We start from the raw sequence: 21,046 nt of genomic DNA on the forward strand, positions 1-21,046 counted from the left end.
GCGGGTCGTTCGCTCGGCGGTACGTACCCGACGATTTATTATCTCAGATGCAGTCGTTCGAGTAGCGACTACCTATCGGCGGTCAGTCCGAGCGACAGCGGGCGCTACGGCGCGCGTCGCCGGCCGCTGCGCCGTCAACTACCCACAACAATGTCTACCCTCACGGACGGTGGCGGCAGGACCGCCACCAGCGACAGTCGTATCGTTCGCACGGCCGACTCGCCTCGACGGTCTCTCGGAGGGACGCACTCGTGACTCGCGCGCCGCCGGAGGGCGGGCCGGTCGAACGCCGGCTGTACGGTGACCTCCCGCTCGTCGACGCGGCCGACGCCGCGGCGGGCATCGCGGCCGACGCGACGGTGCTCACCAGCGGGTTCGGGAGCGTCGGCTACCCGAAAGCGGTCCCGCTCGCACTCGCCGAGGACGACCGCGACCTCGAACTCACCGTCGTCCACAGCGGCAACGTGGGCGAGGAAATCGACGTCGACCTCGTCGAGTCGGGCGCCATCGCACGACGCTTCAGCTATCAGTTCTCCAGTAGCGCCAGAGCGGCGAGCAACCGACGCGAAATCGCGTTCAGCGACCGCGACGCCTCCTCCCTCGGCGACGAGGTGCAGTACGGTGGCCTGGTCGACCCCGACGTCGCGGTGGTCGAGGCCGTCGCCGTCGGCGAGGGCTGGTTCGTCCCGTCGACCTCCCTCGGACAGGTGCCGGCGTTCGTCGACGCGGCCGACGAACTCGTCGTCGAACTGAACCGCACGCAGCCGCTCGAACTGCAGGCGCTCCACGACGTCTACCGGCCCGGGAAGCCGCCAGACCGGGAGCCGATACCGCTCACCGACCCGGGAGAGCGCATCGGGACGAACCACGTCAGTTTCGACCCCGGGAAACTGGTCGGCGTCGTCGAGACCGACATCGCCGACTCGACGTACACGTTTCGGGACCCGACCGACGACGACCTCGCCATCGCGACCAACCTCGGGTCGTTCCTCGCGGCGGAGATGGAGCGGTCGCCGGTGTTCGACGACGCGATCCACCTCCAGTTCGGCGTCGGGTCGCTCGGGAACGCGCTGATGGGCGAACTGAAGGAACTCGACTTCGGCGGCCGCGACGTCGTGTACTTCGGCGAACTCATCCAGGACGGCCTACTCGACATGCTCGACGCCGGTCGGCTCGAGTGTGCCAGCGCGACGTCCATGGCGCTCACCGAGGCGGGACAGGAGCGTCTCTTCGCCGACGTCGAACGCTACGCCGAGGAAGTCGTCCTCCGACCGGCCGACGTGGCGAACCACCCGGGGCTCATCGACCAGTTCGGGGTCGTCGGCGTCAATAGCGCCATCGAGTTCGACATCTACGGCAACGTCAACTCCACGCACGTCGGCGGAACGCGGATGATAAACGGCGTCGGCGGGTCGGCGGACTTCAACCGCAACTCGCTGGTCACCGTCTGCGCGCTCCCGTCGAGCCTGAAGGGCGGCGACGTCTCCCGGGTCGTGCCGATGACGTTCCACGTCGACCACACCGAACACGACGTCGACGTCTTCGTCACGGAGCAGGGCGTGGCCGACGTTCGCGGCCTCTCGCCGGTCGAGCGAGCGGAGCTGATAATCGAGAACTGCGCCCACCCGTCGTTCGCCGACGACCTGTGGGCGTACTTAGACGACGTGCGAGAACAGGACAGTCACGTCCCACACGACGTCGAACGCGCGGCGGCGTGGCAGTAGGCGGGTCCCCCTATTTTCGGAGAAATGGCGGTGAGAGCGGCGAGCGCAGTCAGAGCGGCGCGCCCGAGCCGCCGAGTAGGTAGAGGTACACCCACCAGATGTAGCCGCCGGTGAGCACGACGGCGGTCAGGACTTCGAGGACGGTGACGTACGTCTCGCCGTGGCGCTCGCGGAACGACTGGACGCGCTCGAACTGCCGCCACGCCGGCATGAGCGGTTCGGGGACGATCTCTCCGAGCCCGCCCGCGTTCTCCATCGATTCCTCTGCCATCGCTTCCGGGGATTCCTCGTTCGAACTCATGGGCTTGCACCTCTGTTGAACGGCAGTTCAAGGCCGTAGTTCATCACCTTCTCACCGACGAAGATGCCGGCGAACACCAGGATGCCGACGATCTTCACGAGCCTGCCCGGATACGCCATGATGAGGACGCCGAGCATGGCCAGCCCGGCCCGAAGAAGGGTGCGCTTGCCGAGGCTCATCTGGAACGGGTAGTTCAGCCCGTAGATGATGGTGATCGCACCCAACATCACGAGCGTCCCGACGATGAGGGTGGTGAGACCGACGTCCATGGCGACGAGTCCGGGGTTGTAGACGAACGCGACCGGGAGGACGAACAGCGGCGCGGCGATTTTGATGGCCGCCCCGCAGGTCTTCCAGAAGTTCGCCTCGGCGATGCCGGCCGCGACCACCGCCGCCGTGGCCACCGGCGGCGTAATGCCTGCCAAGATGGCCGCGTAGAAGACGGTGTAGTGGGCCGTGATCTCGGCGACGCCGAAGTCGGAGACGAACGTCGGCACGATGAGGATGGCGACGATGACGTAGGCTGCCACAGTCGGCATCCCGACGCCCATCAGGATGGCGACGCCCATCCCCAGCAGGACGGCGAACAGCAGGACGCCGCCCGAGATGTTGATCATCAGGAGCGCGATCTTCGCCGGGACGCCGGTCGTCCCGAAGATGTTGACGACGCCGCTGATGACCACGAGGATGATGGCGATGGGCGCGAGGATGATGGCCCCGCGGCGGAAGCCGAAGACGGTCTTGCGCACCTGCGAGACGAGCGTGCTGCCGGGACCCTCGTCGGAACCGGTCGCGAAGCTCTGGAGCACGGGTATCGTGATACCGGTAATCACCATGGCGATGACCGTGTACAGCGCGGAGGTCATCACGGTGTACTGCGCGAACCCGAGCAGGTAGATGAGCAGGCCGAACGGAATCCCGAACCGGACCGCCTCGAACAGTTTCTCCTGGTTCGACAGCGGGTCGGCGAAGAACTCCGAGAACTCCATCTCCTGGCTACTGGAGTCGCTGATCGCGGTGTAGTGGACCGCGATTCCGATGGAGGCCACCAGAATCGCCGCCGGCATGAGTCCCGCGACGACGATGTTGAGGTACGGAACGCCGAGGTACGACGCCATCACGAACGCCGAGGCCCCCATGACCGGCGGGAGCACCTGCCCGGAAGTCGAGGCGACGGCCTCGATGCCGGCCGCGCGGTGGCCGGCCATCCCGCTCTCCTTCATCGTCGGGATGGTGAACGACCCCGTCATCGCGGCGTTAGCGGTGTAGGAACCGTTGATAGAGCCGATGACGGCCGAGGACAGTACGGCGGTCTGTGCGACGCCCGATTTGACGTACCGCGCCGCCACGATGGCGATGCGCAGAATGAGATCGAACGCGCCGTAGGCGAACAGGAGACCCGCGTACAGCAGGAACGGTGCGATCCACGACGCCGTCAGCTGCGTGAGCGAGCCGTAGAACCCGTACAGGTCGGTCACCGTCGCCTGCAGCAGGGTCAGCTCGGTCATCCCCGCGTGCCCGAGGACGCCCGGGACGGCGTCCCCGAAGAGGGCGTATATCATCACCGCGATGACCAGCCCGAGGAACAGGTTCCCGAACTCCCGCCAGGTCAGATACAGCAGGGAGATGATGATGAGCCGCGCCAGCATGTACTCGTGTTCGAGCGCGAACCCCTGTCGGAGGAGGTACACCTGCTCGAAGTTCACCGCGAAGTACGCCGACGCGGAGATGAGGACGATGGACGCCGGCAACAGTACCGCGCCGTCTATCCAGTCCCCGTCTACCAGCGCCTCGCGGGTCTCGTTGAGGGCGTACACCGTCATGATACCGCCGACGAACACCGTCGCGTATCGCACCGTCGACCACGTCTGAGTCGTGGACCACCAGATGACGATGGCCCAGAAGAGAAGTGCGGCCGCCGTCACCGAGACCTCCAGCCCCTGGAGGAGCCCCGAGGAGTGATCAGTGTGTTCAGTTTGTGTGCTCATTATTGATTGGACCTATGTGTTGGTCGGCGTCCGTCACCGAGGGACGCCGCGCTCTGCATCGCTCACTCACCGACAGTGAGGCTGTCGTCCCACGCGTCGTTGTCCTTGTAGTACTGGGCCGCACCGGGGTGGACCGGGATGCTCTCGCGGGCCGAGCCGTACATCTCCTCGACGTTGGCGAAGTCGTTGAACTGGGCCTCGCCCTCGTTGACCACGTCGTTGTTCTCGTAGACGACGCGGCAGAGCTCGTAGACGGCGTCGTTGTTTGCCGCGGGGTTGAACGTGTAGTTGACTTCGAGGTCCCAGTGGAACAGCTCGTCCGTGTCGAACTCCAGGTTGCCGAGCTGCCAGTCGCTGTACGGCGTCGTGCTGGCACCGGCCCCGCCGTAGGACTCGGCGGACTCACGGAGCGCGTCGGTCGGTTCGACGTAGTGGACGTCGAGCCGCGACGCGATTTCGGTCACCCAGCCGGTGTACCGGACGCCGGGGGTCCCATAGGCGATACAGGCGTCGATGTTGCCCTCCTCCATCGCGCCGGGCGCGGAGTCGACGCCCATGTTCTGGATTTCCATCTGGTCGTAGACGTCGGCCGTCGGGTCTTGTGACCAGACGTCGAGCGTCGTCGCCCGCGTCGAGTAGCCCGGTTCGGCCGGGTAGACGTTCGCGCCCGCGAGGTCGTCGAACGTCTCGATGCCCGTGCCGTCCCGAGCGATGACGTAGATGCTGTAGGGGAACGCGTAGAACCCGTAATGCGGGATGCGCTCGACGCCTTGCTCGGAGAACTGACCCCGGCCCTCCTGTGCCTTGAGCAGGGAGTTGTTGTCGGTGATACCCGCGTTGAACTGACCCTGAGCCATCCGGTAGATGGTCCCGATGTATCCGGGGCTCTCGATGGTGGAGTAATCGAGCGAGTCGCTGGACTGGCTGACGGCGCGTTCGACGGCCAGTCCCACGTCGCGGGTCCCGCCGGCGGAGGTCCCGACGCGCAGCGAGAGGTCGCCCGAGCCGCCACCACCGCCGCCGCCGGACCCGCCGTCGCCGCCGCTGCTATCGTTGCCCGAGCCGTTGTCGCCGCCGGACTCACCGTCGCCGCCACTGCTATCGTTGCCCGAGCCGCCACCGCCGGTACAGCCGGCCAGGCCGATGACGCCAGTAGCTGCCGCACCGTACAGGAACTTGCGCCGCTGCATGCTTTCGTCAGACATCGTCATTGATGGACAATACCGGCGTGCTTAACAATCTATTCATTTTTTTCGCACACGTTTGTTGGCGACGCTCGTTCACTTCTCGAGCGATATCGCCGCTGGAATTGGAGAAGCTACGTGAAAGCGGTGAAGACCCGCTCTGCAGTGGCCAACGTGCTAGCTCGCCGTTCGGTTGCGCCGGCGCGGCGGTGTGGCCCGCGTCACGGGCGCGTCGACAGAATTAATCGACTTCGACGGTCACGCGCACGTCGCCGCCGGATTCGGTCGGGGCTGCACGAGGGTCCCGTACTGAACAGGTCGCCGGATTCTCGACGAAGGCCGGCGTTCACGGGAGCGCTGCTCTCGTGCAGTGTGGAAGACGCGCCGCGTTGTCCGTGCACACCGGAACGGCTCCGTCGCTCCGGATACTGCCCACGAGAAGTGCCATCGGCACTCCTCGGGACGACGCAAGCACCGCAGGAGAGCGAACGCAGTGAACGACCCGAGGGGCATGATTCGAGAGAGCAAAGCCCTCCCGTCGTTGTCGGACTGCGTCCGGCGAGCGGTCAGAGCCCTTCGAGTTCTGACGACATCACCGGAACGCGAAGCGTTCCGGTTTGCAACTGGAGCCGACGGCTCCGGCGACGTCACGATAGGCCGGCGGTGCCGGCCTTTCGAACGACCGCGAGCCGTCCGAGTCGAGGACTCGGGGCCTTCCGTAACTTGCTCACACGTTCCCCCTGCTGCCGGTCTCTCTCCCGACTAAATACCGCCGTGCGAGCAAGGGAAAGGCTAAACAGGAATGAACGTGACCATCAACCATGGTAGATACGTTCACGGGGTACCGGCGAGCCGACGGCCGCGTCGGCGTCCGCAACCACGTCGCGGTCCTCCCGACGTCGGTGGCGGCGTCGGCCGTGGCGGCCCGCGCCGCCGAGGAGGCGGGCGACTGGGCGCGGGCGACCCCACACCAGATGGGCACCTCACAGCCGGACCCGGCACGGGAACAGACCGAGCGCGTCCTCGCGGGCGTCGGGCGCAACCCGAACGTGGGCGCCGCGCTGTTGCTCGAACTCGGCACCGAGGACGTCGACGCCGACCGTATCGCGGACCGAATCGTCGAGACGGGGACGCCGGTCGAGACGCTCTCGATTCGGGAGGTCGGGGGTACCCGCGCCGCGGTCGAGCGGGCGGGGGAACTGCTCGCCGACCTGAACGCCGTCGCGGCGGACACCCGCCGCGAGGAGGCCGACGCGAGCGAACTCGTCTTCGGCGTCGAGTGCGGCGGGAGCGACGCCACCAGCGGCATCGCGGCGAACCCCGCCGTCGGCAACGCCTGCGACCGACTCGTCGAGGCCGGCGGCACCGCCAGCTTCAGCGAGACGCCGGAGTTCATCGGCGCGGAGCACGTCCTCGCCGAGCGCTGTGTCGACGACGAGACCAGGGAGCGACTCCTCGACCGCGTCGAGTCACGCGAAGCCGCCGCAGACCTGATGGGGGTCGACCTCCGGGGTGCACAGCCCTCCCCCGGCAACAAGGAGGGCGGGCTGACGACCATCGAGGAGAAGAGCCTCGGCGCGATCTCGAAGGGCGGGACGACGGCCGTCCGAGGAATCGTCGACTACGCCGAGCAGTTCCCCGTCGGCGGCGGGCTCGTCCTCATGGACACGCCCGGCTACGACGTGGAGAGCGTCGTCGGCAAGGTCGCCGGCGGCGCCCAAGTAGTCGCGTTCACGACGGGCCGGGGGAGCACCACCGGAAACCCCATCGCGCCCGTCATCAAGGTGACGGGCAACCCGAAGACCTGGGACCGGATGGCCAACAACATGGACGTGAACGCGAGCACCGTCATCGGCGGGGAGTCCCTCGAATCCGTGGGGGGGCGCGTGTACGACACCCTGCTCGACGTCGCGGGCGGCAGGCGCACGGAGGCCGAGCGCCGCCGACTGGAGGAGTTCGCCGTGAACGAACTCCAGCCGAACGAACTCGCGGCCGGGAGGGCCGAGCCATGAAGGGTGACGTGTTCGGCGACGTCGCGCTGCGGATGGCCCGCTCGGACAACGTGGCCACCGCCATCGCCGACCTCGACGCCGGCGTCGAGGTGGAGACCGACGCCGACCCGGTGGCGCTGGTCGACGACGTCGAGTTCGGCCACAAGTTCGCCCTCGCCCCCATCACGGCCGGCGAGGAGGTGCGCAAGTACGGGGAGGTGATCGGCCGCGCGACCGCCGACGTCGCCCCCGGCGAACACGTCCACGTTCACAACTGCGAGAGCATGCGCGGACGGGGCGACCTCGCCGCCGAGGCCTCGGAGGCGAAGGACGCCGCCGCCTCGGACAGCGGGGGTGAGAACGCGTGAGCGACGACCGGTACCGGCGGACGGCTCGACGGACGGGGGGTGACCACCGTGTACGGACGGACGGCGCCGGTACGTCCGACGCGTCGGACGGGGTCGACGGCCCGACAGGGTACCGCCGGGGCGACGGCTCCATCGGCGTGCGCGACCGGGTACTCGTCCTCCCGTCGGTCATCTGCTCGCACGTCGTCGCCGACCGCATCGCGGAGCGGGTCGACGGCGCCGTGAGCACGCCCCACGACCACGGCTGCGCCCAACTCGGCGCCGACGCCGACCAGACCGAGCGCACCCTGGTGAACGTCGCCCGCAACCCGAACGTCTCCGGCGCGGTCGTCGTCGGCCTCGGCTGCGAGGAAGTTCAGAGCGGGGACGTCGCCGCCGCGCTCGAGGAGTTCGGCGTCCCGGTGCGCGAAGTGTCCATCCAGGACGCCGGCGGGACCGACGAGTGTCTCGAGCAGGGGGTCGACGCCGCCGAGTCGCTGCTCGCGGGCGAGAGGTCCGGAGGGACCGCCGGCGCCGACGGCGCCCACAGCCCCGCCAGCGCCGACCCGACGCGCGTCCCCATCGACCTCGGCGACCTCACGCTGGGCGTCGTCTCCGGCGACCTCGCCGACTCGACCGTCGAAACGGCGGACCCCCTCGTCGGCGAACTCGCCCGCGAGGTGGTCGCGGCGGGCGGGCGCGTCGTCGCCGCCGGCGTCGAGCGCCCGGTCGCACACCCCGAGGAGGCCCGGGCGGCCGCGACCGACGGGGCACGCCCCGCCGTCGACGCGCTTCTCGACCGGCACGCGGACCGGCCGGCGAAGGTGACCCGCGTCCGTCGCGAGGCCGCCGACCGGTCGTACGCGGAGACGACGCGCGCCTGGGGGGAGCTTCCGGTCGCCGACGTGCTGTCGTACGGCGAGCGGGCCACGCACGACTCGGGGTTGGCGCTCGTCGACTCGCCCTCGGAGTTCGCGACCGCCGCGACGGGCCTCGCCGCCGCCGGCGCGCACCTCGTCGTCCACGTGACCGCCGACGGCGTGCCGGCCGGCCACCCGGTCGTGCCCGTCCTGAAGGTGACCGGCGACCCCACCACGGCGGGGGCGCTCCCGGACGACGTCGACGTCGACGCCAGCCGCGTCGACGCCGCCGGCCTGCGTCGAGCGGTCAAGCGCGTCATCGCCGGCGACTTCTGCTGTGCCGAGCGCCACGGGTTGACGCAGTTCGCCATCGACAGGGTGGGCCCCTCGGTGTAGAGGAGGTAGATGGCGGCGCCCGCCGACGCCGTCACTCCCGCACGTCCCCGTTCACGAGGTTCCGCGGCGCGTCCCCGTCGAGCGTCCGGAGGACGTCCTCGGTCACCGTCCGCCGGAGCTCCTCGAACGACTCCTCGGAGTACCAGGCGACGTGGGGCGTGAGCACGACGTCGTCGCGTCCGACGAGGGGCGACCCCTCGGGTGGCTCCGACGGGAGGACGTCGAGACCGGCGCCGGCGAGTTCTCCCGCGTCGAGCGCGTCGGCGAGGGCGTCCTCGTCGACGACCCCACCGCGAGCGGTGTTGACAAGCACCGCGGTCTCCTTCATCGAACCGAACGCGTCGCGGTCGAACAGCCCCCGCGTCTCGTCGGTCAGCGGCGTGTGGACCGACACCGCGTCGGCGCGCCCGAGCAGTTCGTCGAACTCGACCTTCTCGACGCCGTGTTCGGCGAGTACGTCCGCCGAGACGTACGGGTCGTAGGCGACGACGTCGAGGTCGAACGCGGCCGCCTTCTCGACGAGTCGCTGGGGGATGCGCCCGAATCCGACGAGCCCGAGGGTCGCGCCGGCGAGGCGGTGTATCGGCCGCTCGGCCGTCCAGTCCCACGTCCCGTCGGCGATGGCCGAGTCGTACGCAGAGGTACGCCGGACGCAGGCGAGCAGCAGCGCGAACGCGTGCGTCGACACCTCGTCGAGGCAGTAGTCCGGCACGTTGAGCACCCGCACCCCGTTCGCGCTCGCGGCGTCGAGGTCGACGCTGTCGACCCCGATTCCGTAGCGTCCGACCACCGCGAGGTCGTCGAGGGCGTCGAAGACGTCGGCACCGACCGGCGCGTACTGGACGAGCAGGGCGTCGGCCCCCGCGGCCGCGTCGACCACCTCCGCGGGGGTCTCGGCCTGTGCGGTCACGAGGCGGCCGCCGCGCTCCTCGACGAGTTCGCGCTCCAACTCCACGTCCGGGTAGTCGTAGTCGGTGACGACGACGGTGAACGTCATTCGTCCGACGAAGTCGGGTCGGACGCGAAAAAGCGCTTCGCCCCGGGTCGAGTCGACTCTCCTCTCCGTTACTCCCCGAACCGGAACGTCGGCTTGCACACCGCGCCGTCGAGGAAGTCCTCGAACGCCGTCACCGGGTCATCCGGGTCGTACGGCTCCGTGATGGCCGTCGGGTCGACGGAGCCGTTCTCCATCAGCCGGAGCGCCTGCTCGAAGTTGCGCCAGACGGAGCCGTAGGAGGCGTCGAGCGACACCTCTCCACGGACGAGCGGCGTGAGAAACAGTTCGCTCTCGCTACCGGGGAGGCCGACGACGACGATCTGACCGCCCTTCCGGACGTGCTCGGCCGCGACCTCGACGCCGGAGTGATGGCCGGTCGTGTCGAACACCACGTCGAACCCGCCGCCGGCCGTCTCGCGCTCGGCGACGTCGCCGAGGTCCGCCTCCTCGACGTTGATGGCCGTCAGGCCCTGCTCCTCGACGAGCGGGAGGCGGTACTCGGCGTCCTGTCCGAGCCCCGAGACGGTGACGTTGGCGCCGACGGAGTCGGCGACGAGGGCGGTGAGCACGCCGATGGGTCCCGGCCCCTCGACGAGCACGTCGTCGCCGGGGGTCATGACCGACCGTTCGAGCACCGCCCGCGTGGCGATGCTCGTCGGCTCCGTCAGCGCCGCCTCCTCCAGTGGGACGTCGTCGGGAATCTCGTGGAGGTGGTGGGCATCGACGGTGTGATACTCCCGCCACGCACCGTCGCGATGGAACCCCGTAATCTCGAAGTTCTGACAGACGTTCGACTGGTCGTTCTTACACTGGAAACACTCCCCGCAGTCGTGGATCGGCTCCTCGACCACCTTCGTGCCCGGCGAGAGCGTCGTCACGTCCGACCCCACCTCGACGACCTCGCCGGCGTACTCGTGGCCCATGACGCGCGGGACGTCGACGAACTCGTAGCCGGGGACGTACTTGTACGCGTGGGCGTCGCTTCCGCAGAGTCCCGCCGTGTGTACGCGGACGAGCGCCTCGTCCGGTCCCGGTTCCGGTCGCTCCCGTTCGCCGACCTCTACGCCGCCGCGTTCGCGTTCAGTCTGAATGATAGCCTTCATGCTCGCTCAACCGTGTGTCGTGTGCACGCACCACCCGCCGGTACCTAAAGGTTGGCTCCCTGGGGTGACGGCGGAGAGCCGTTTCCACGGTCAGGTCTCGTACCCGTACTCCGCGCGGGCGTCGTCCGAGACGGCGTAGCCGTGTCCCGGCGCCTCGGACAGGTGGACCCGACCGTCCTCGATTCGGGGCGCGTTCTCCAGCACGTCGCCCGCGTCGTACTCGGGAATGTACTCCACGAGCCACCCGCTCGGCGCGGCGCTGACGAGGTGTGCGGCGACCGGGTAGTAGACGTGCGGCGCGAGGCGGGCGCCGTGACTCTCGGCGAGACGCGCGACGTCGAGCAGCCCGGAGACACCGCCGCAGCGGGCGAGGTCGGGTTGGGCGACGCCGAGGCGCCCCCGCGTCAGGAGGTCGGCGAAGCGCTCGGGGCGGTACAGCATCTCGCCGCCGGCGACCGCAGGGCGCACCCGGTCGGCGAGGCGACAGTACCCCTCGATGTCGTACGCCGGGACCGGCTCCTCGACCCACGTTACGTCGTGCGGTTCGAGGCGGTCCAGGGTCCGGACCGTCTCGTCGACCGTCCAGGAGCCGTTCGCGTCGACCAGGACGTCGGCGTCGGGGCCGACCGCCTCGCGGACCGTCTCCACGCGAGCGGCCTCCGCCGACGGCGACCGGCCGCCGAGTTTGGTCTTGAACGCGGTGAACCCCGCGTCGGCGTAGTCGCCGTGGAGGGTCGCGAGGTCGGCCTCGTCCCGACGGGCGTCGAGCCGCGAGACGTAGGCTCGTGCCGACGGCTCGTCGCCGCCGAGAAACCGGTACAGGGGTTGGTCGGCGGCCTTCGCCTTGAGGTCCCAGAGCGCGACGTCGATGGCGCCGCGGGGCGGCGCGGAGAACCCCACTTCTCCCGGGTAGTACTGCGTTTTCTCGCGGGTCGCCGCTCGAATCGCGCCCGTCTCGAACGGGTCGCGGTCGACGACGACCTCGGCGAGCGTCCCGTCGACGAACTCGCGGTACAGGTCGGGCACGCGCCACGTCCCGAACCAGCCGGTCCCCCGCAGGCCGACGTCCGTGTCGAGTTCGACGACGACCCAGAAGCGCTCGCTCACGGTCGCCCGCGCGTCGCCGAACGCGTCGCCGGTCGGGATTCGCAAAACGGACGTCTCCACGTCAGTGATTCGCATGGGGAGACGTGTCTTTCGGAGGGGATAACTGCTCGGACGGGGACTGGTCGGCCGGTGACCCCACCCTCCTCACGGGGGGGCGAGACCGCACGGCGCGGCGCGGTGGAGCGTGCTTCTGCTCGCCGGAGTCGGTTGTCACCACCGGAACGGTTTTCACCGCCTCCGAACACATCGGACGTATGCAGCACGTCCGATTCCGAGACCCGGCGGGAGCCGTACGCACCGGCGAGTGGACCGACGAGGGCCCGGCGTTCGCCGGCCACACATACGACGTGGACGACGTCGACGTCCTCCCACCGACGACCCCCTCGAAGGTGGTCTGTGTCGGTCTCAACTACGCCGACCACGCCGAGGAGTCGGGAATGGAGGTTCCTGACCGGCCGCTTCTGTTCCTGAAGCCGCCGAACGCGCTGGCCGGCCACGGCGACAGCGTCCGGCTCCCGGCCGGAAAGGAGCGGGTCGACTGGGAGGCGGAACTCGGCGTCGTCATCGGCGAACAGTGTCGGCACGTCGACGAGGCGGACGCGATGGACGTCGTCCGCGGCTACACCTGCGTGAACGACATCTCCAACCGCGACGACCAGGAGGTCGAGCAGAACTGGGTGCGCGGAAAGGCGTTCGACGGCGCCGCCCCGATGGGGCCGACCGTCGCCACGCCCGACGAAGTGCCCGACGACGCCGGCATCAGCCTTCGCGTGAACGGCGAGACGAAGCAGGAGTCCTCGCGCTCCGAGTTCATCTTCTCGGTGCCGGAGCTGGTCGCGGAGATCACGACGTACATGACGCTCGAACCGGGTGACGTCATCTCGACCGGGACCCCGGCCGGCGTCGGCGCGCTGTCGCCAGGCGACCGCGTGGAAGTCGACGTCGAGGGGATTCCGACGCTCGAACACACCGTCGCGGAGTAACGGAGGCCTGCCACCCCGGCGGGGGTCGACGCCCCGCCGGTTACTCACCTCACCAGGAGGTTATCTCGACGTCCCTGAGCGGCCGCTCCAGCGGCACTTCGACGTGGCCGCCGGTGTACTCCGAGAGGTAGAAGCCGACGATTATCTCGAGCGAGCGGGTCGCCTCCTCGCCGGTCGAGGGGTTGTCGGCGTCGTCGTCGAGCATCGACTCGATGTGGCGGGCAGCGTTCGGGAACGCCCGTCGGTAGTCCTCCTCCCACGTCCACGCCCCGTCGATTCCGGGGAGCGACTGCTCGACGTGGTCGCCGTCCTCCAACGACCAGTAGCGCCACTCGCCGTCGTCGTTGTTCATGTACAGCTTCCCCGCGGAGCCGACGAACTGGAACGTCATCGAGGAGTCCGCGCGGGGGATGGTGCAGTCGACGGTCGCGAACGTCCCGTCGTCCATCACGACGAACCCGCCGCCGCCGGCGTCGTCGACGCTCCGCGTCGCCGACAGCGACTCCGCCGCCTCGTTCTCGCCGGTGACGTGACCCGCCACACGCGACGCGCGGGCGTCGAGCAGGTAGACGAGCGTGTCGAGGAGGTGCGTCGAGTTGCGCAGCAGCTCCATCCGGAACTGGGCGGTCACCGAGTGCATCTCGCCCAGCAAGTCCTCCTCCTGGACGAGCTCTCTGAGCCGGCGGAGTTTGTCCGTGAACCGAAACGAGTGGTTGACCACGAGTTCGACGCCGCGCTCCTCACAGACCCGACACATCTCCTCGGCGTCGGAGACGGCCGAGGCGATGGGTTTCTCACACCATATGACTTCGGGGGGGTTCTCCGCCCGCGCCGCGTCGAGCACGTGTTCGTGGTGGAGGTAGGAGGGGGTACAGACCGAGACGACATCGAGGTCCTCGGCGGCGAGCATCTCCCGGTGGTCCTCGTACAGCCCCGACTCGGGGAGCCCCCACGCGTCGCCGAACGTCTCCAGCTTCTCGCCGTCGACGTCGGCGACGGCGACGAGTTCGATTCCCTCCGCCGCCTCGAACCCGCCGGCGTGGCTGGCCTCGAAGCGCTTCGTTCCGATGTCCGCGGCGTCGTGCATGCCGAGGATGCCGAGCCCGGCGATGCCGCCCGCACCGACGATGCCCGCCCTGTAGGTCGGTTCGCTCATGCGTGCTCACCTCACTCGTAGACGTGGACGCTGCCGGTGGCGTTCTCCTCGATGTACTCCCAGTCGTAGTCGACGCCGAGGCCCGGCCCGTCGGGGACCGGCACCGTCCCCTCGTCGTCGATGGCGTCGATCATGTCCGAGTAGCCGCCGCGGTAGACGGGTGGCTGAGTGTTCGGGCAGTCGGGGTGGACCAAGGCGAGTTCGTAGTAGTTCGCGTTCCGGGTCGCGGCGATGCAGTGGCGCTGGGCCGGCCCTGGAGCGTGGAACTCCACGTCGAGGCCGAACGCCTCGGTCATGCGCGCGACCTTCATCGCGCCGGTGATACCCGCGTCGTACTCGGGGTCGGCGCGGACGAAGTCGGTGGCGTCGTTGGCGACGAAGTCGGCGTGGGGTTCGAGTCCCCGGACGTGCTCGGTCTGGAGAATCGGCGTGTCGAGCTGTTCCCGGAGCTTGCGGTGGCCGTGCTGGGAGATGCCGCCGTCGCGGTAGGGGTCCTCGTACCAGAAGAACCCCTGTTCGTCACACGCGCGACCCACGGTCAGCGCGTCGCCGAACGTCTCGTACTCGCAGGCGGGGTCGAGCATCAGGTCCATCTCGTCGCCGACGGCCTCGCCGACGGCGTGGACCGCCGCCACCTCCCGGGAGACATCGCGGGCGTCGTCGCCGCCGCCCCAGCCGTGGATCTTGAACCCGCCGTACCCCATCTCCAAACAGTCCTCCGCGAAGTCGGCGAACGCCTCGGGGGAGTCGAGTCCGCCCGCGTCGTCGCCGTGGTACGTCGACGCGTACGCGGGGATGCGCTCGCGGTAGGTGCCGAGCAGTTCGTGGATGGGCGCGTCGTAGTACTTCCCCGCGAAGTCCCACAGCGCGATGTCGACGGGGCCCATCCCCATCCGGTCGTACTTCCGGAGGGCACGTTTGATTTCGCTCCAGTGGCGCTCCCGGTGGAGCGGGTTCCGACCGATCAAGTAGTCGGCGAACGTGTTGATCTGGGCGGCCGCCGGGGAGTTCCCGCCGACGTACTCCCCGGTTATCCCCTCGTCCGTGTGAATCTGCAGGGCGAACAGTTTCCGCGTCGTGGTCTCGCCGGGGGCGTACACGAGGTTGAACCCGTGCTCGTCCGTCCCGACGTCCTCCAGCGGGTACTCGAACTCCGTACTCTCGATGCGCGTAATCTCCGGGCCCATGTGTGGGCCTCTACGGCACGCCTGATAAAATGTGGAGGTCAGCGACGCCTGGGTGCTGCTCCGGGCCGGGACGCCGAACGCTCGGAACCGCCGTCTCGCCGGTCGGGAGGCCTGAACGACGGGGTTCCACGGCGCTTCTCCGGCGGGGCTCGTTGCATCACACGAAAACCGGGCGCCTTTCGTCGAATTCACCGGTTATTTCGCACTCTGCCGTCGAATCAGCCTCCCACTCCGACGCACATCGTTCAGCCAGGATGAACAGCGTTTGTGATTCGACCGGCGTGCCATGCGGCCACACGCATCACGGACCTCGGTCGACCCTCGGCGTATAACAGGCATATGTTCGTTATTCTCGACGCTGATTTGTCAGTATTGACTCTTTCGGCCGTCGGCCGGCCGTTCATCCTAGCTGAACACATGTTCATGCGGTCGATTCCAGAGAAGCACGGCGTTTCAGCCCCGAGTTCGTGGGCCACGGTATCGTGAGTCGTGCGACAGAGCCGAACGGTGACGGGAGCGCGCGAAAAAAGTGGATTCGGGCGATTAGACGGTGACGACCGGGTTCTCGAGTCGGCCGATGCCGTCGACGTCGATGGCGACGAGGTCACCCGGTCGGAGCGTGAACTCCTCGGAGGGGACGAGCGAGGTGCCGGTCAACAGCACCGCCAGTTCGGGCACGGCGTTGTGGCGCGTGTAGTAGGAGGCGAGTTCCTCACAGCTTCGCACCATCTCGCCGGTGGAGGTGGACTCGTCGTACATCGTCTCGCCGTCGCGCGTGATGGTCATCGACATCCCGAGGTCGTGCGGGTCGTCCACGGCGTCGGCGGAGACGATACCCGGGCCGACTGCACAACAGCGGTCGTATATCTTGGCCTGCGGGAGGTACAACGCGTTCTCACCTTCGATGGACCGGCTGCTCACGTCGTTGCCGACCGTGTAGCCGACGACCTCCCCGCCGTACAGCACCATCGCCAACTCGGGTTCGGGCACGTCCCAGTCGGAGTCCTCGCGGACGCCGATGGCCTCCCCTGGACCCACGGTCCGCCCGGCGGTGGCCTTGAAGAATATCTCCGGCCGGTCGCCCTCGTACACGTCGAGATACATCTCGGGCATGCCGCTCTCGGCCTCGCGAGCCTGCTCGCTTATCTCGTAGGTGACGCCCGCCGCCCACACCTCGTCGGGGTCGAGCGGCCGCCTGGCGTCTTCGAGCGCCGCCGTCCCGACCGTCGGCGCCCGGTCGAGCAGGCGCTCGGTCACCGCGTCGATCGAGTCGCCGGCGATGGACGCGGCGGCAGCGAGGTCCCGGAACGAGCCGACGCTCCGGTTCGCTGCGGTCAGGTCGTACGCGAGGTCGCCTTCCTGGACGGCGAGGCGGTCGCCGTCCTCGCCGCGGATGCGAAAGTATCGCATACCATCTACGGCCGAGGCCCCGCGTAAATAGTTTTCTTCGTCCCCACCGAGGGGACGGAGCCGGGAGCGGGGTGCAGATTTATGTGGGTGCCCGTGACATGGGGTAGACACATGCACGAACCGGCAGCGCCGACAGTCACCCCCGTCTCCGAGGCGACGGTCCTCGACGCCTGCGGCGGGCGGGACCTCCCGCGGCTGGGGACCGTCGAACAGCAGTGGGAGACGGACCCCATCCCGGAGGCGGCGATTCCCGAGCGCGCGGCCGCGGCGGTCGACGCCCTCGCGCTCGACGACGTGCCCGACGGCGGCAGCGTCGCGGTCGGCGTCGGGAGCCGGGGAATCACGAACCTCCCGGCCATCGTCGCCGGCGTCGTCGGCGAACTCGACGCGCGGGGGTACGAGCCGTTCGTCGTCCCCGCGATGGGGAGTCACGGGGGCGCGACCGCCGAGGGCCAACGCGCGAAGCTCGAAGCACTCGGCGTGACCGCCGAGCGGGTCGGCTGTCCGATTCGCCCGACGATGGAGACCGTGACCGTCGGGACGACCTCCGAGCGCGGAATCGACGTCGCCCTCGACGCCAACGCGGCGGCCGCCGACGCCATCGTCCCCATCAACCGCGTGAAACAGCACACCGACTTCGAGGGGCGCGTCGAGAGCGGCCTCTCGAAGATGCTCGTCATCGGCCTCGGGAAGCAGCGCGGCGCCAAGACGGCCCACGAGTGGGCCATCGACTGGAGCTTCCGGCGGATGATCCCGGAGATCGCCTCCCTGATCGTCGAGGAGGCGCCCGTCGTCGGGGGGGTCGCCCTCGTCGAGGACCAGCGCGACGACACCGCCGTCGTCGAGGGAGTTCCCCCGTCGGGCTTTCTCGACCGCGAGGCCGAACTGCTGGAGACCGCCCGTGAACTTCTCCCCACGCTCCCCTTCGACGACGTGGACGTGCTCGTCGTCGACCGGATGGGGAAGGATATCAGCGGCTCGGGGATGGATACGAACGTCATCGGGCGGCGGGTGTACGGGCTCAACGAGCCGCCGCCGGAGCGCCCGGATATCAAGCGAATCTACGTCCGGACGCTCACCGAGCCCTCCCACGGTAACGCCGCGGCGCTGGGACTCGCGGACTTCGTCGGCGCCGACCTGCTCGCCGACCTCGACCTCTCGAAGACCGTCATCAACGGGCTCACCGCGAGCACCCCGCGCGGGATGCGCGTCCCGCCGCCCGTCGAGACCGACCGGGCGGGGCTCGTGGCCGCGCTCTCGACCGTCGGCGTCACCCCGACGGAGGAACTGCGGGTGCTCCGCATCACCGACACGATGCGTCTCGAGCGCGTGTACGCCTCCGGGGCGCTGGTCGCGGAGGCACGCGAACGCGACGACCTCCGCGTCGTTTCCGAACCCGAACCCGTCGACTTCGACGACGACGGGTCGTTCGCAGCGCCCTCGCCCGTCGACCCGGAGCACTGACCCGGGGGCCTCCACCTCACCCAACCCCATCACTCGACGAACGCGGCGTACAGCGCGACGGACCACCCTCCACCGACTACCACACCGACACTTCCAATGGCAGACGAACCCACCGACGGCGTCGTCGTCGACGCCGACTCGCTCGAACAGTTCACCGCCGACGTGCTCCGCGGGGCCGGTCTCGCGTCGGACGCGGCGGACACCGTCGCCGACACGCTCGTCGACGCCAACCTCCGCGGCGTCGACACCCACGGCGTCGTCCGGCTCGAACCGTACGCCGACCGGCTGGAGGCCGGCGGCATCGCCCGCAATCCCGACGTCTCCGTGTCGGACTCCCGCGCCGGGGCGGCCGTCGTCGACGCCGACGACGGGCCCGGCCAGGTCGCGACGCTCCGGGCCACCGACGAGGCGGTCGACCGCGCCGCCGACGCGGGCGCCGCCTTCGTCGGAGTGCGCAACAGCAACCACTACGGTACGGCCTCCTACTACACGAACCACGCCGCGGACCGTGGGTGTATCGGCATTTGCATGACTCACTCCGGGCCGAACGTCGCCCCGTTCGGCGGCGCGGACCCCTTCTTCGGCACGAACCCGCTCTCGATATCCATCCCCCGCGAAGAGGGGTTCCACGTCACCCTCGACATGGCGACGAGCGTCGTCGCGAAGGGCGCCGTCATCCTCGCGGAGGAGGAGGGGGAGTCCATCCCGGAGGAGTGGGCGCTCGACGAGTCCGGCGAGCCGACGACGGACCCCGGGGAGTTCCACGCGCTCCGGCCCGTCGGCGGGCCGAAGGGGTACGGGCTCGCGTTCGTCATCGACGCACTCTGCGGGGCGCTGCTCGACACCGCCGTCGGCGAGGACGTAGCGACGCTGTACGACGACGAGTCGGAGCCCCAGGGCATCGGCCACATGGTCGCCGCCGTCGACGTCGAGGCGTTCGCCGAGCGCGACGGGTACGAACGCCGCATCGGCTCGCTCGTCGACCAGCTCTCCGCGGCGCGACCGGCCGAGGGGTTCGACGAGGTACTCCTCCCCGGCGAACCCGAAGCACGGACCCGTGAGGAACGATTGGCGGAGGGCATCCCGCTCGGTAGCGGCGTAGTGGAGACACTCCAGTCACTGGGTGACCGATACGACGTTCCACACACAATCCACTGAGAAAAACTAACTACTTTCTCAGTTATTCTAATATGACACTGGCCCAAACTTATATGTGACAGCATTGAGTCACATGTTCTCATGGCTCGTGATAGCGGAGACCGGGTCGATCGGAGAGAGTTACTAAAGTACCTCGGCGTCGGCTCCCTCACCGCCGCGTCAGCCGGGTGTATGGGCGGGAGCCCGCCGGCAGGTGGTGGAGGCGGCGAAAACGGCTCCGGCGGAAACGCCTCCGGCGGTGGCGGTGGCGGCGGCGACGCCCTCGCTGCCGCGCAGGAGGTCGGGTTCGCGGACAACTGGAAGGACCGTCGGATGGCGTCGCTTGACGAGTGGCCCCTGGAGAAGCGCGAGCAGATCCCGCCGGAGGGAAAGCGCTCGGACGTGAAACCGTGGCGGAACTCCGGGGCAGTCAAGAGCGCCCCGTGGAGCCCACCGGACGGGTGGGAGGAGACGCCCGCGGGGGACGTAGAGAAGCTTCAGATTCTCAACTTCGGGTCGCTCGACTACGACCCGGCGACGGTCGCCACGTACGCGATGTTCGAGGAGGCGACCGGAATCGAAATCGAACCGCTGGAAATCGTCGTCGACCAAGCCGTGTCGAAAGAGGCGGCGTTCCTCTCGGCGAACAAGGGTCAACCGCAGGGGTTCCTCGTGGTCACCGGCCAGTCGCTCACCTCGTTCGTCCAGAACGGCTACCTCCAGCAGGTCGACCCGGTGATGGGGGAGGAGGAGATGTGGGACCCGTACCTCAGCCTCGCCGAGAACAACTTCCAGATCGACGGTCACACCTACCTCAGCCCGAACATCAACGAAGGGAGCCTCGTCCACACGCGACCGAAACTGATGCGCGAGAACGGAGTCGACGACGAGACGGTGCAGCGCATCCTCGACGGGGAGTACGACTGGAACGACATGGAGACTGTGATGGAGGCGTTCAAAGGGACTGGAATCGCCGGGTGGGCCTACCGCGGCGCCTCCCTCGTCTACACCGTGCGCGACTGGATGAAGATGTTCTACCAAGCGGGGGGCCAGATCGTCGGCGACGACGGGACGGTGACCTTCAACTCCGAGGCAGGCATCGTCGCCCTGCAGAAGATGGTCGAATGGCGCGAGAAGGGGCTCGTCCCGAAGGAGGTCGTCAACTACACTCAGGGGGACCTCGCCGACGGGTTCCTGTCGGGGCAGATCGCAATGGTTCCCGTGTTCGGCGACCTCGTCCCGCGCGCGGTCGAACAGCACGGGAAGGCGCCTAACTACCGCCCGACCGTCCAACCGAAGGGCGGCGAGTCGGCGCCGAACCCGAAACGACGAGGGATCGCGGCTCCGACCGGATTCGGAATCAACGTCAACGCCGACGTCGGACACAAACTCGCGGCGATGCTGTACATGGACGCCCGCTGGAGTGTCCCCAGCGGCTGGTTCGAGTTCGTCGTCGAGGGGAACCAGACGTACGCGAAGGACGTGTACGACCAGGCCTCCGAGACGGACGCCGCGCTGTTCGCGGACGTCCGCGGTCGAGCCGTCGAGAACAACGTCCAAGAGATCTACCCACAGTCGCGGACGATTCGCCAGACGCTGAGCGAGGAGCTCCAGACGGCGATTGCCGGCGACAAGTCGCCAGAGGAGGCACTGAATGCCGTTCAAGAGTTCGCGGACACGGTGCTCGGACAGAACGAATGATGCCCACTAA

At 68.6% G+C, this 21,046-nt stretch carries 17 protein-coding genes; 8 read left to right on the plus strand and 9 right to left on the minus strand.

Translation table 11 applies throughout. The features are described from left to right. The first annotated feature begins 251 nt into the window (after nt 1–251). Nucleotides 252–1,724, plus strand: a complete 1,473-nt coding sequence (gene scpC, locus N5095_RS01770; RefSeq protein ID WP_267620396.1) for a succinyl-CoA:acetate CoA-transferase ScpC — start codon at nt 252–254, stop codon at nt 1,722–1,724. A gap of 49 nt (nt 1,725–1,773) precedes the next feature. On the opposite strand, the gene N5095_RS01775 is transcribed toward scpC, so the two are convergent. From N5095_RS01775 to N5095_RS01785, 3 genes are all read right to left on the minus strand, one after another. Beyond that, complete coding sequence (locus N5095_RS01775; protein WP_267620398.1) at nt 1,774–2,025, minus strand: hypothetical protein; 252 nt, start codon at nt 2,023–2,025, stop codon at nt 1,774–1,776. Then, nucleotides 2,022–4,013, minus strand: coding sequence for a TRAP transporter permease (locus tag N5095_RS01780; RefSeq protein ID WP_267620400.1), 1,992 nt, complete (start codon nt 4,011–4,013; stop codon nt 2,022–2,024). The genes N5095_RS01775 and N5095_RS01780 overlap by 4 nt, the downstream gene beginning before the upstream one ends. Before the next feature lie 62 nt (nt 4,014–4,075). Beyond that, nucleotides 4,076–5,218, minus strand: a complete 1,143-nt coding sequence (locus N5095_RS01785) for a TAXI family TRAP transporter solute-binding subunit (protein ID WP_267620402.1) — start codon at nt 5,216–5,218, stop codon at nt 4,076–4,078. Nucleotides 5,219–6,018: 800 nt separating this feature from the next. On the opposite strand from N5095_RS01785, the gene N5095_RS01790 reads away from it, so the two are divergent. The 3 genes from N5095_RS01790 to N5095_RS01800 are packed head-to-tail and all read left to right on the plus strand — an operon-like array spanning nt 6,019 to nt 8,791. Then, nucleotides 6,019–7,209 (plus strand): UxaA family hydrolase, encoded by a 1,191-nt coding sequence (locus tag N5095_RS01790; protein WP_267620404.1) that lies wholly within the window; start codon nt 6,019–6,021, stop codon nt 7,207–7,209. Next, a complete protein-coding gene (locus N5095_RS01795; RefSeq protein WP_267620406.1) occupies nt 7,206–7,556 on the plus strand; it encodes a UxaA family hydrolase in 351 nt (116 codons plus the stop codon). Before N5095_RS01790 ends, N5095_RS01795 begins: the two co-directional genes overlap by 4 nt. Further along, nucleotides 7,553–8,791 carry a UxaA family hydrolase gene (locus tag N5095_RS01800; protein ID WP_267620407.1) on the plus strand — a complete coding sequence of 413 codons (1,239 nt, stop codon included), beginning with the start codon at nt 7,553–7,555 and terminating at the stop codon, nt 8,789–8,791. Before N5095_RS01795 ends, N5095_RS01800 begins: the two co-directional genes overlap by 4 nt. Before the next feature lie 31 nt (nt 8,792–8,822). On the opposite strand, the gene N5095_RS01805 is transcribed toward N5095_RS01800, so the two are convergent. The 3 genes from N5095_RS01805 to N5095_RS01815 form a co-directional block, all read right to left on the minus strand. After that, entirely contained in the window at nt 8,823–9,788 is a 966-nt protein-coding gene (locus N5095_RS01805; RefSeq protein ID WP_267620410.1) for a C-terminal binding protein, read from the minus strand. A gap of 68 nt (nt 9,789–9,856) precedes the next feature. Continuing rightward, complete coding sequence (locus N5095_RS01810) at nt 9,857–10,891, minus strand: zinc-dependent alcohol dehydrogenase (protein WP_267620412.1); 1,035 nt, start codon at nt 10,889–10,891, stop codon at nt 9,857–9,859. Between the two features lie 90 nt (nt 10,892–10,981). Next, a complete protein-coding gene (locus N5095_RS01815) occupies nt 10,982–12,073 on the minus strand; it encodes a mandelate racemase/muconate lactonizing enzyme family protein (protein WP_267620413.1) in 1,092 nt (363 codons plus the stop codon). Nucleotides 12,074–12,252: 179 nt separating this feature from the next. Between N5095_RS01815 and N5095_RS01820 the strand changes: the two genes are divergently transcribed. Continuing rightward, complete coding sequence (locus N5095_RS01820) at nt 12,253–12,981, plus strand: fumarylacetoacetate hydrolase family protein (protein WP_267620415.1); 729 nt, start codon at nt 12,253–12,255, stop codon at nt 12,979–12,981. Nucleotides 12,982–13,030: 49 nt separating this feature from the next. Here the strand turns inward: N5095_RS01820 and N5095_RS01825 are convergent, their stop codons facing one another. The 3 genes from N5095_RS01825 to N5095_RS01835 all read right to left on the minus strand — a co-directional run bounded on the left by N5095_RS01825 (nt 13,031) and on the right by N5095_RS01835 (nt 16,734). Further along, nucleotides 13,031–14,137 carry a Gfo/Idh/MocA family protein gene (locus N5095_RS01825; RefSeq protein ID WP_267620417.1) on the minus strand — a complete coding sequence of 369 codons (1,107 nt, stop codon included), beginning with the start codon at nt 14,135–14,137 and terminating at the stop codon, nt 13,031–13,033. A gap of 11 nt (nt 14,138–14,148) precedes the next feature. Further along, on the minus strand, nt 14,149–15,324 hold the full coding sequence (locus N5095_RS01830) for a mandelate racemase family protein (RefSeq protein WP_267620419.1): 1,176 nt from the start codon (nt 15,322–15,324) through the stop codon (nt 14,149–14,151). 543 nt (nt 15,325–15,867) lie between these two features. Then, the gene (locus N5095_RS01835) at nt 15,868–16,734 is read right to left on the minus strand and encodes a fumarylacetoacetate hydrolase family protein (RefSeq protein WP_267620421.1); all 867 of its coding nucleotides are present in this window, start codon (nt 16,732–16,734) and stop codon (nt 15,868–15,870) included. A 111-nt stretch (nt 16,735–16,845) separates the two neighbouring features. Between N5095_RS01835 and N5095_RS01840 the strand changes: the two genes are divergently transcribed. The 3 genes from N5095_RS01840 to N5095_RS01850 all read left to right on the plus strand — a co-directional run bounded on the left by N5095_RS01840 (nt 16,846) and on the right by N5095_RS01850 (nt 21,036). Beyond that, on the plus strand, nt 16,846–18,198 hold the full coding sequence (locus tag N5095_RS01840; protein WP_267620423.1) for a nickel pincer cofactor-dependent isomerase, group 22: 1,353 nt from the start codon (nt 16,846–16,848) through the stop codon (nt 18,196–18,198). Nucleotides 18,199–18,294: 96 nt separating this feature from the next. Beyond that, nucleotides 18,295–19,356 carry an Ldh family oxidoreductase gene (locus tag N5095_RS01845; RefSeq protein WP_267620425.1) on the plus strand — a complete coding sequence of 354 codons (1,062 nt, stop codon included), beginning with the start codon at nt 18,295–18,297 and terminating at the stop codon, nt 19,354–19,356. Between the two features lie 81 nt (nt 19,357–19,437). Beyond that, nucleotides 19,438–21,036: an ABC transporter substrate-binding protein gene (locus N5095_RS01850; protein ID WP_267620427.1), complete on the plus strand. Its 1,599-nt coding sequence runs from the start codon at nt 19,438–19,440 to the stop codon at nt 21,034–21,036. The last annotated feature ends 10 nt before the right edge of the window (nt 21,037–21,046 follow it).

Source organism: Halobium salinum, from assembly GCF_026586625.1.
Taxonomy (GTDB): domain Archaea; phylum Halobacteriota; class Halobacteria; order Halobacteriales; family Haloferacaceae; genus Halobium; species Halobium salinum.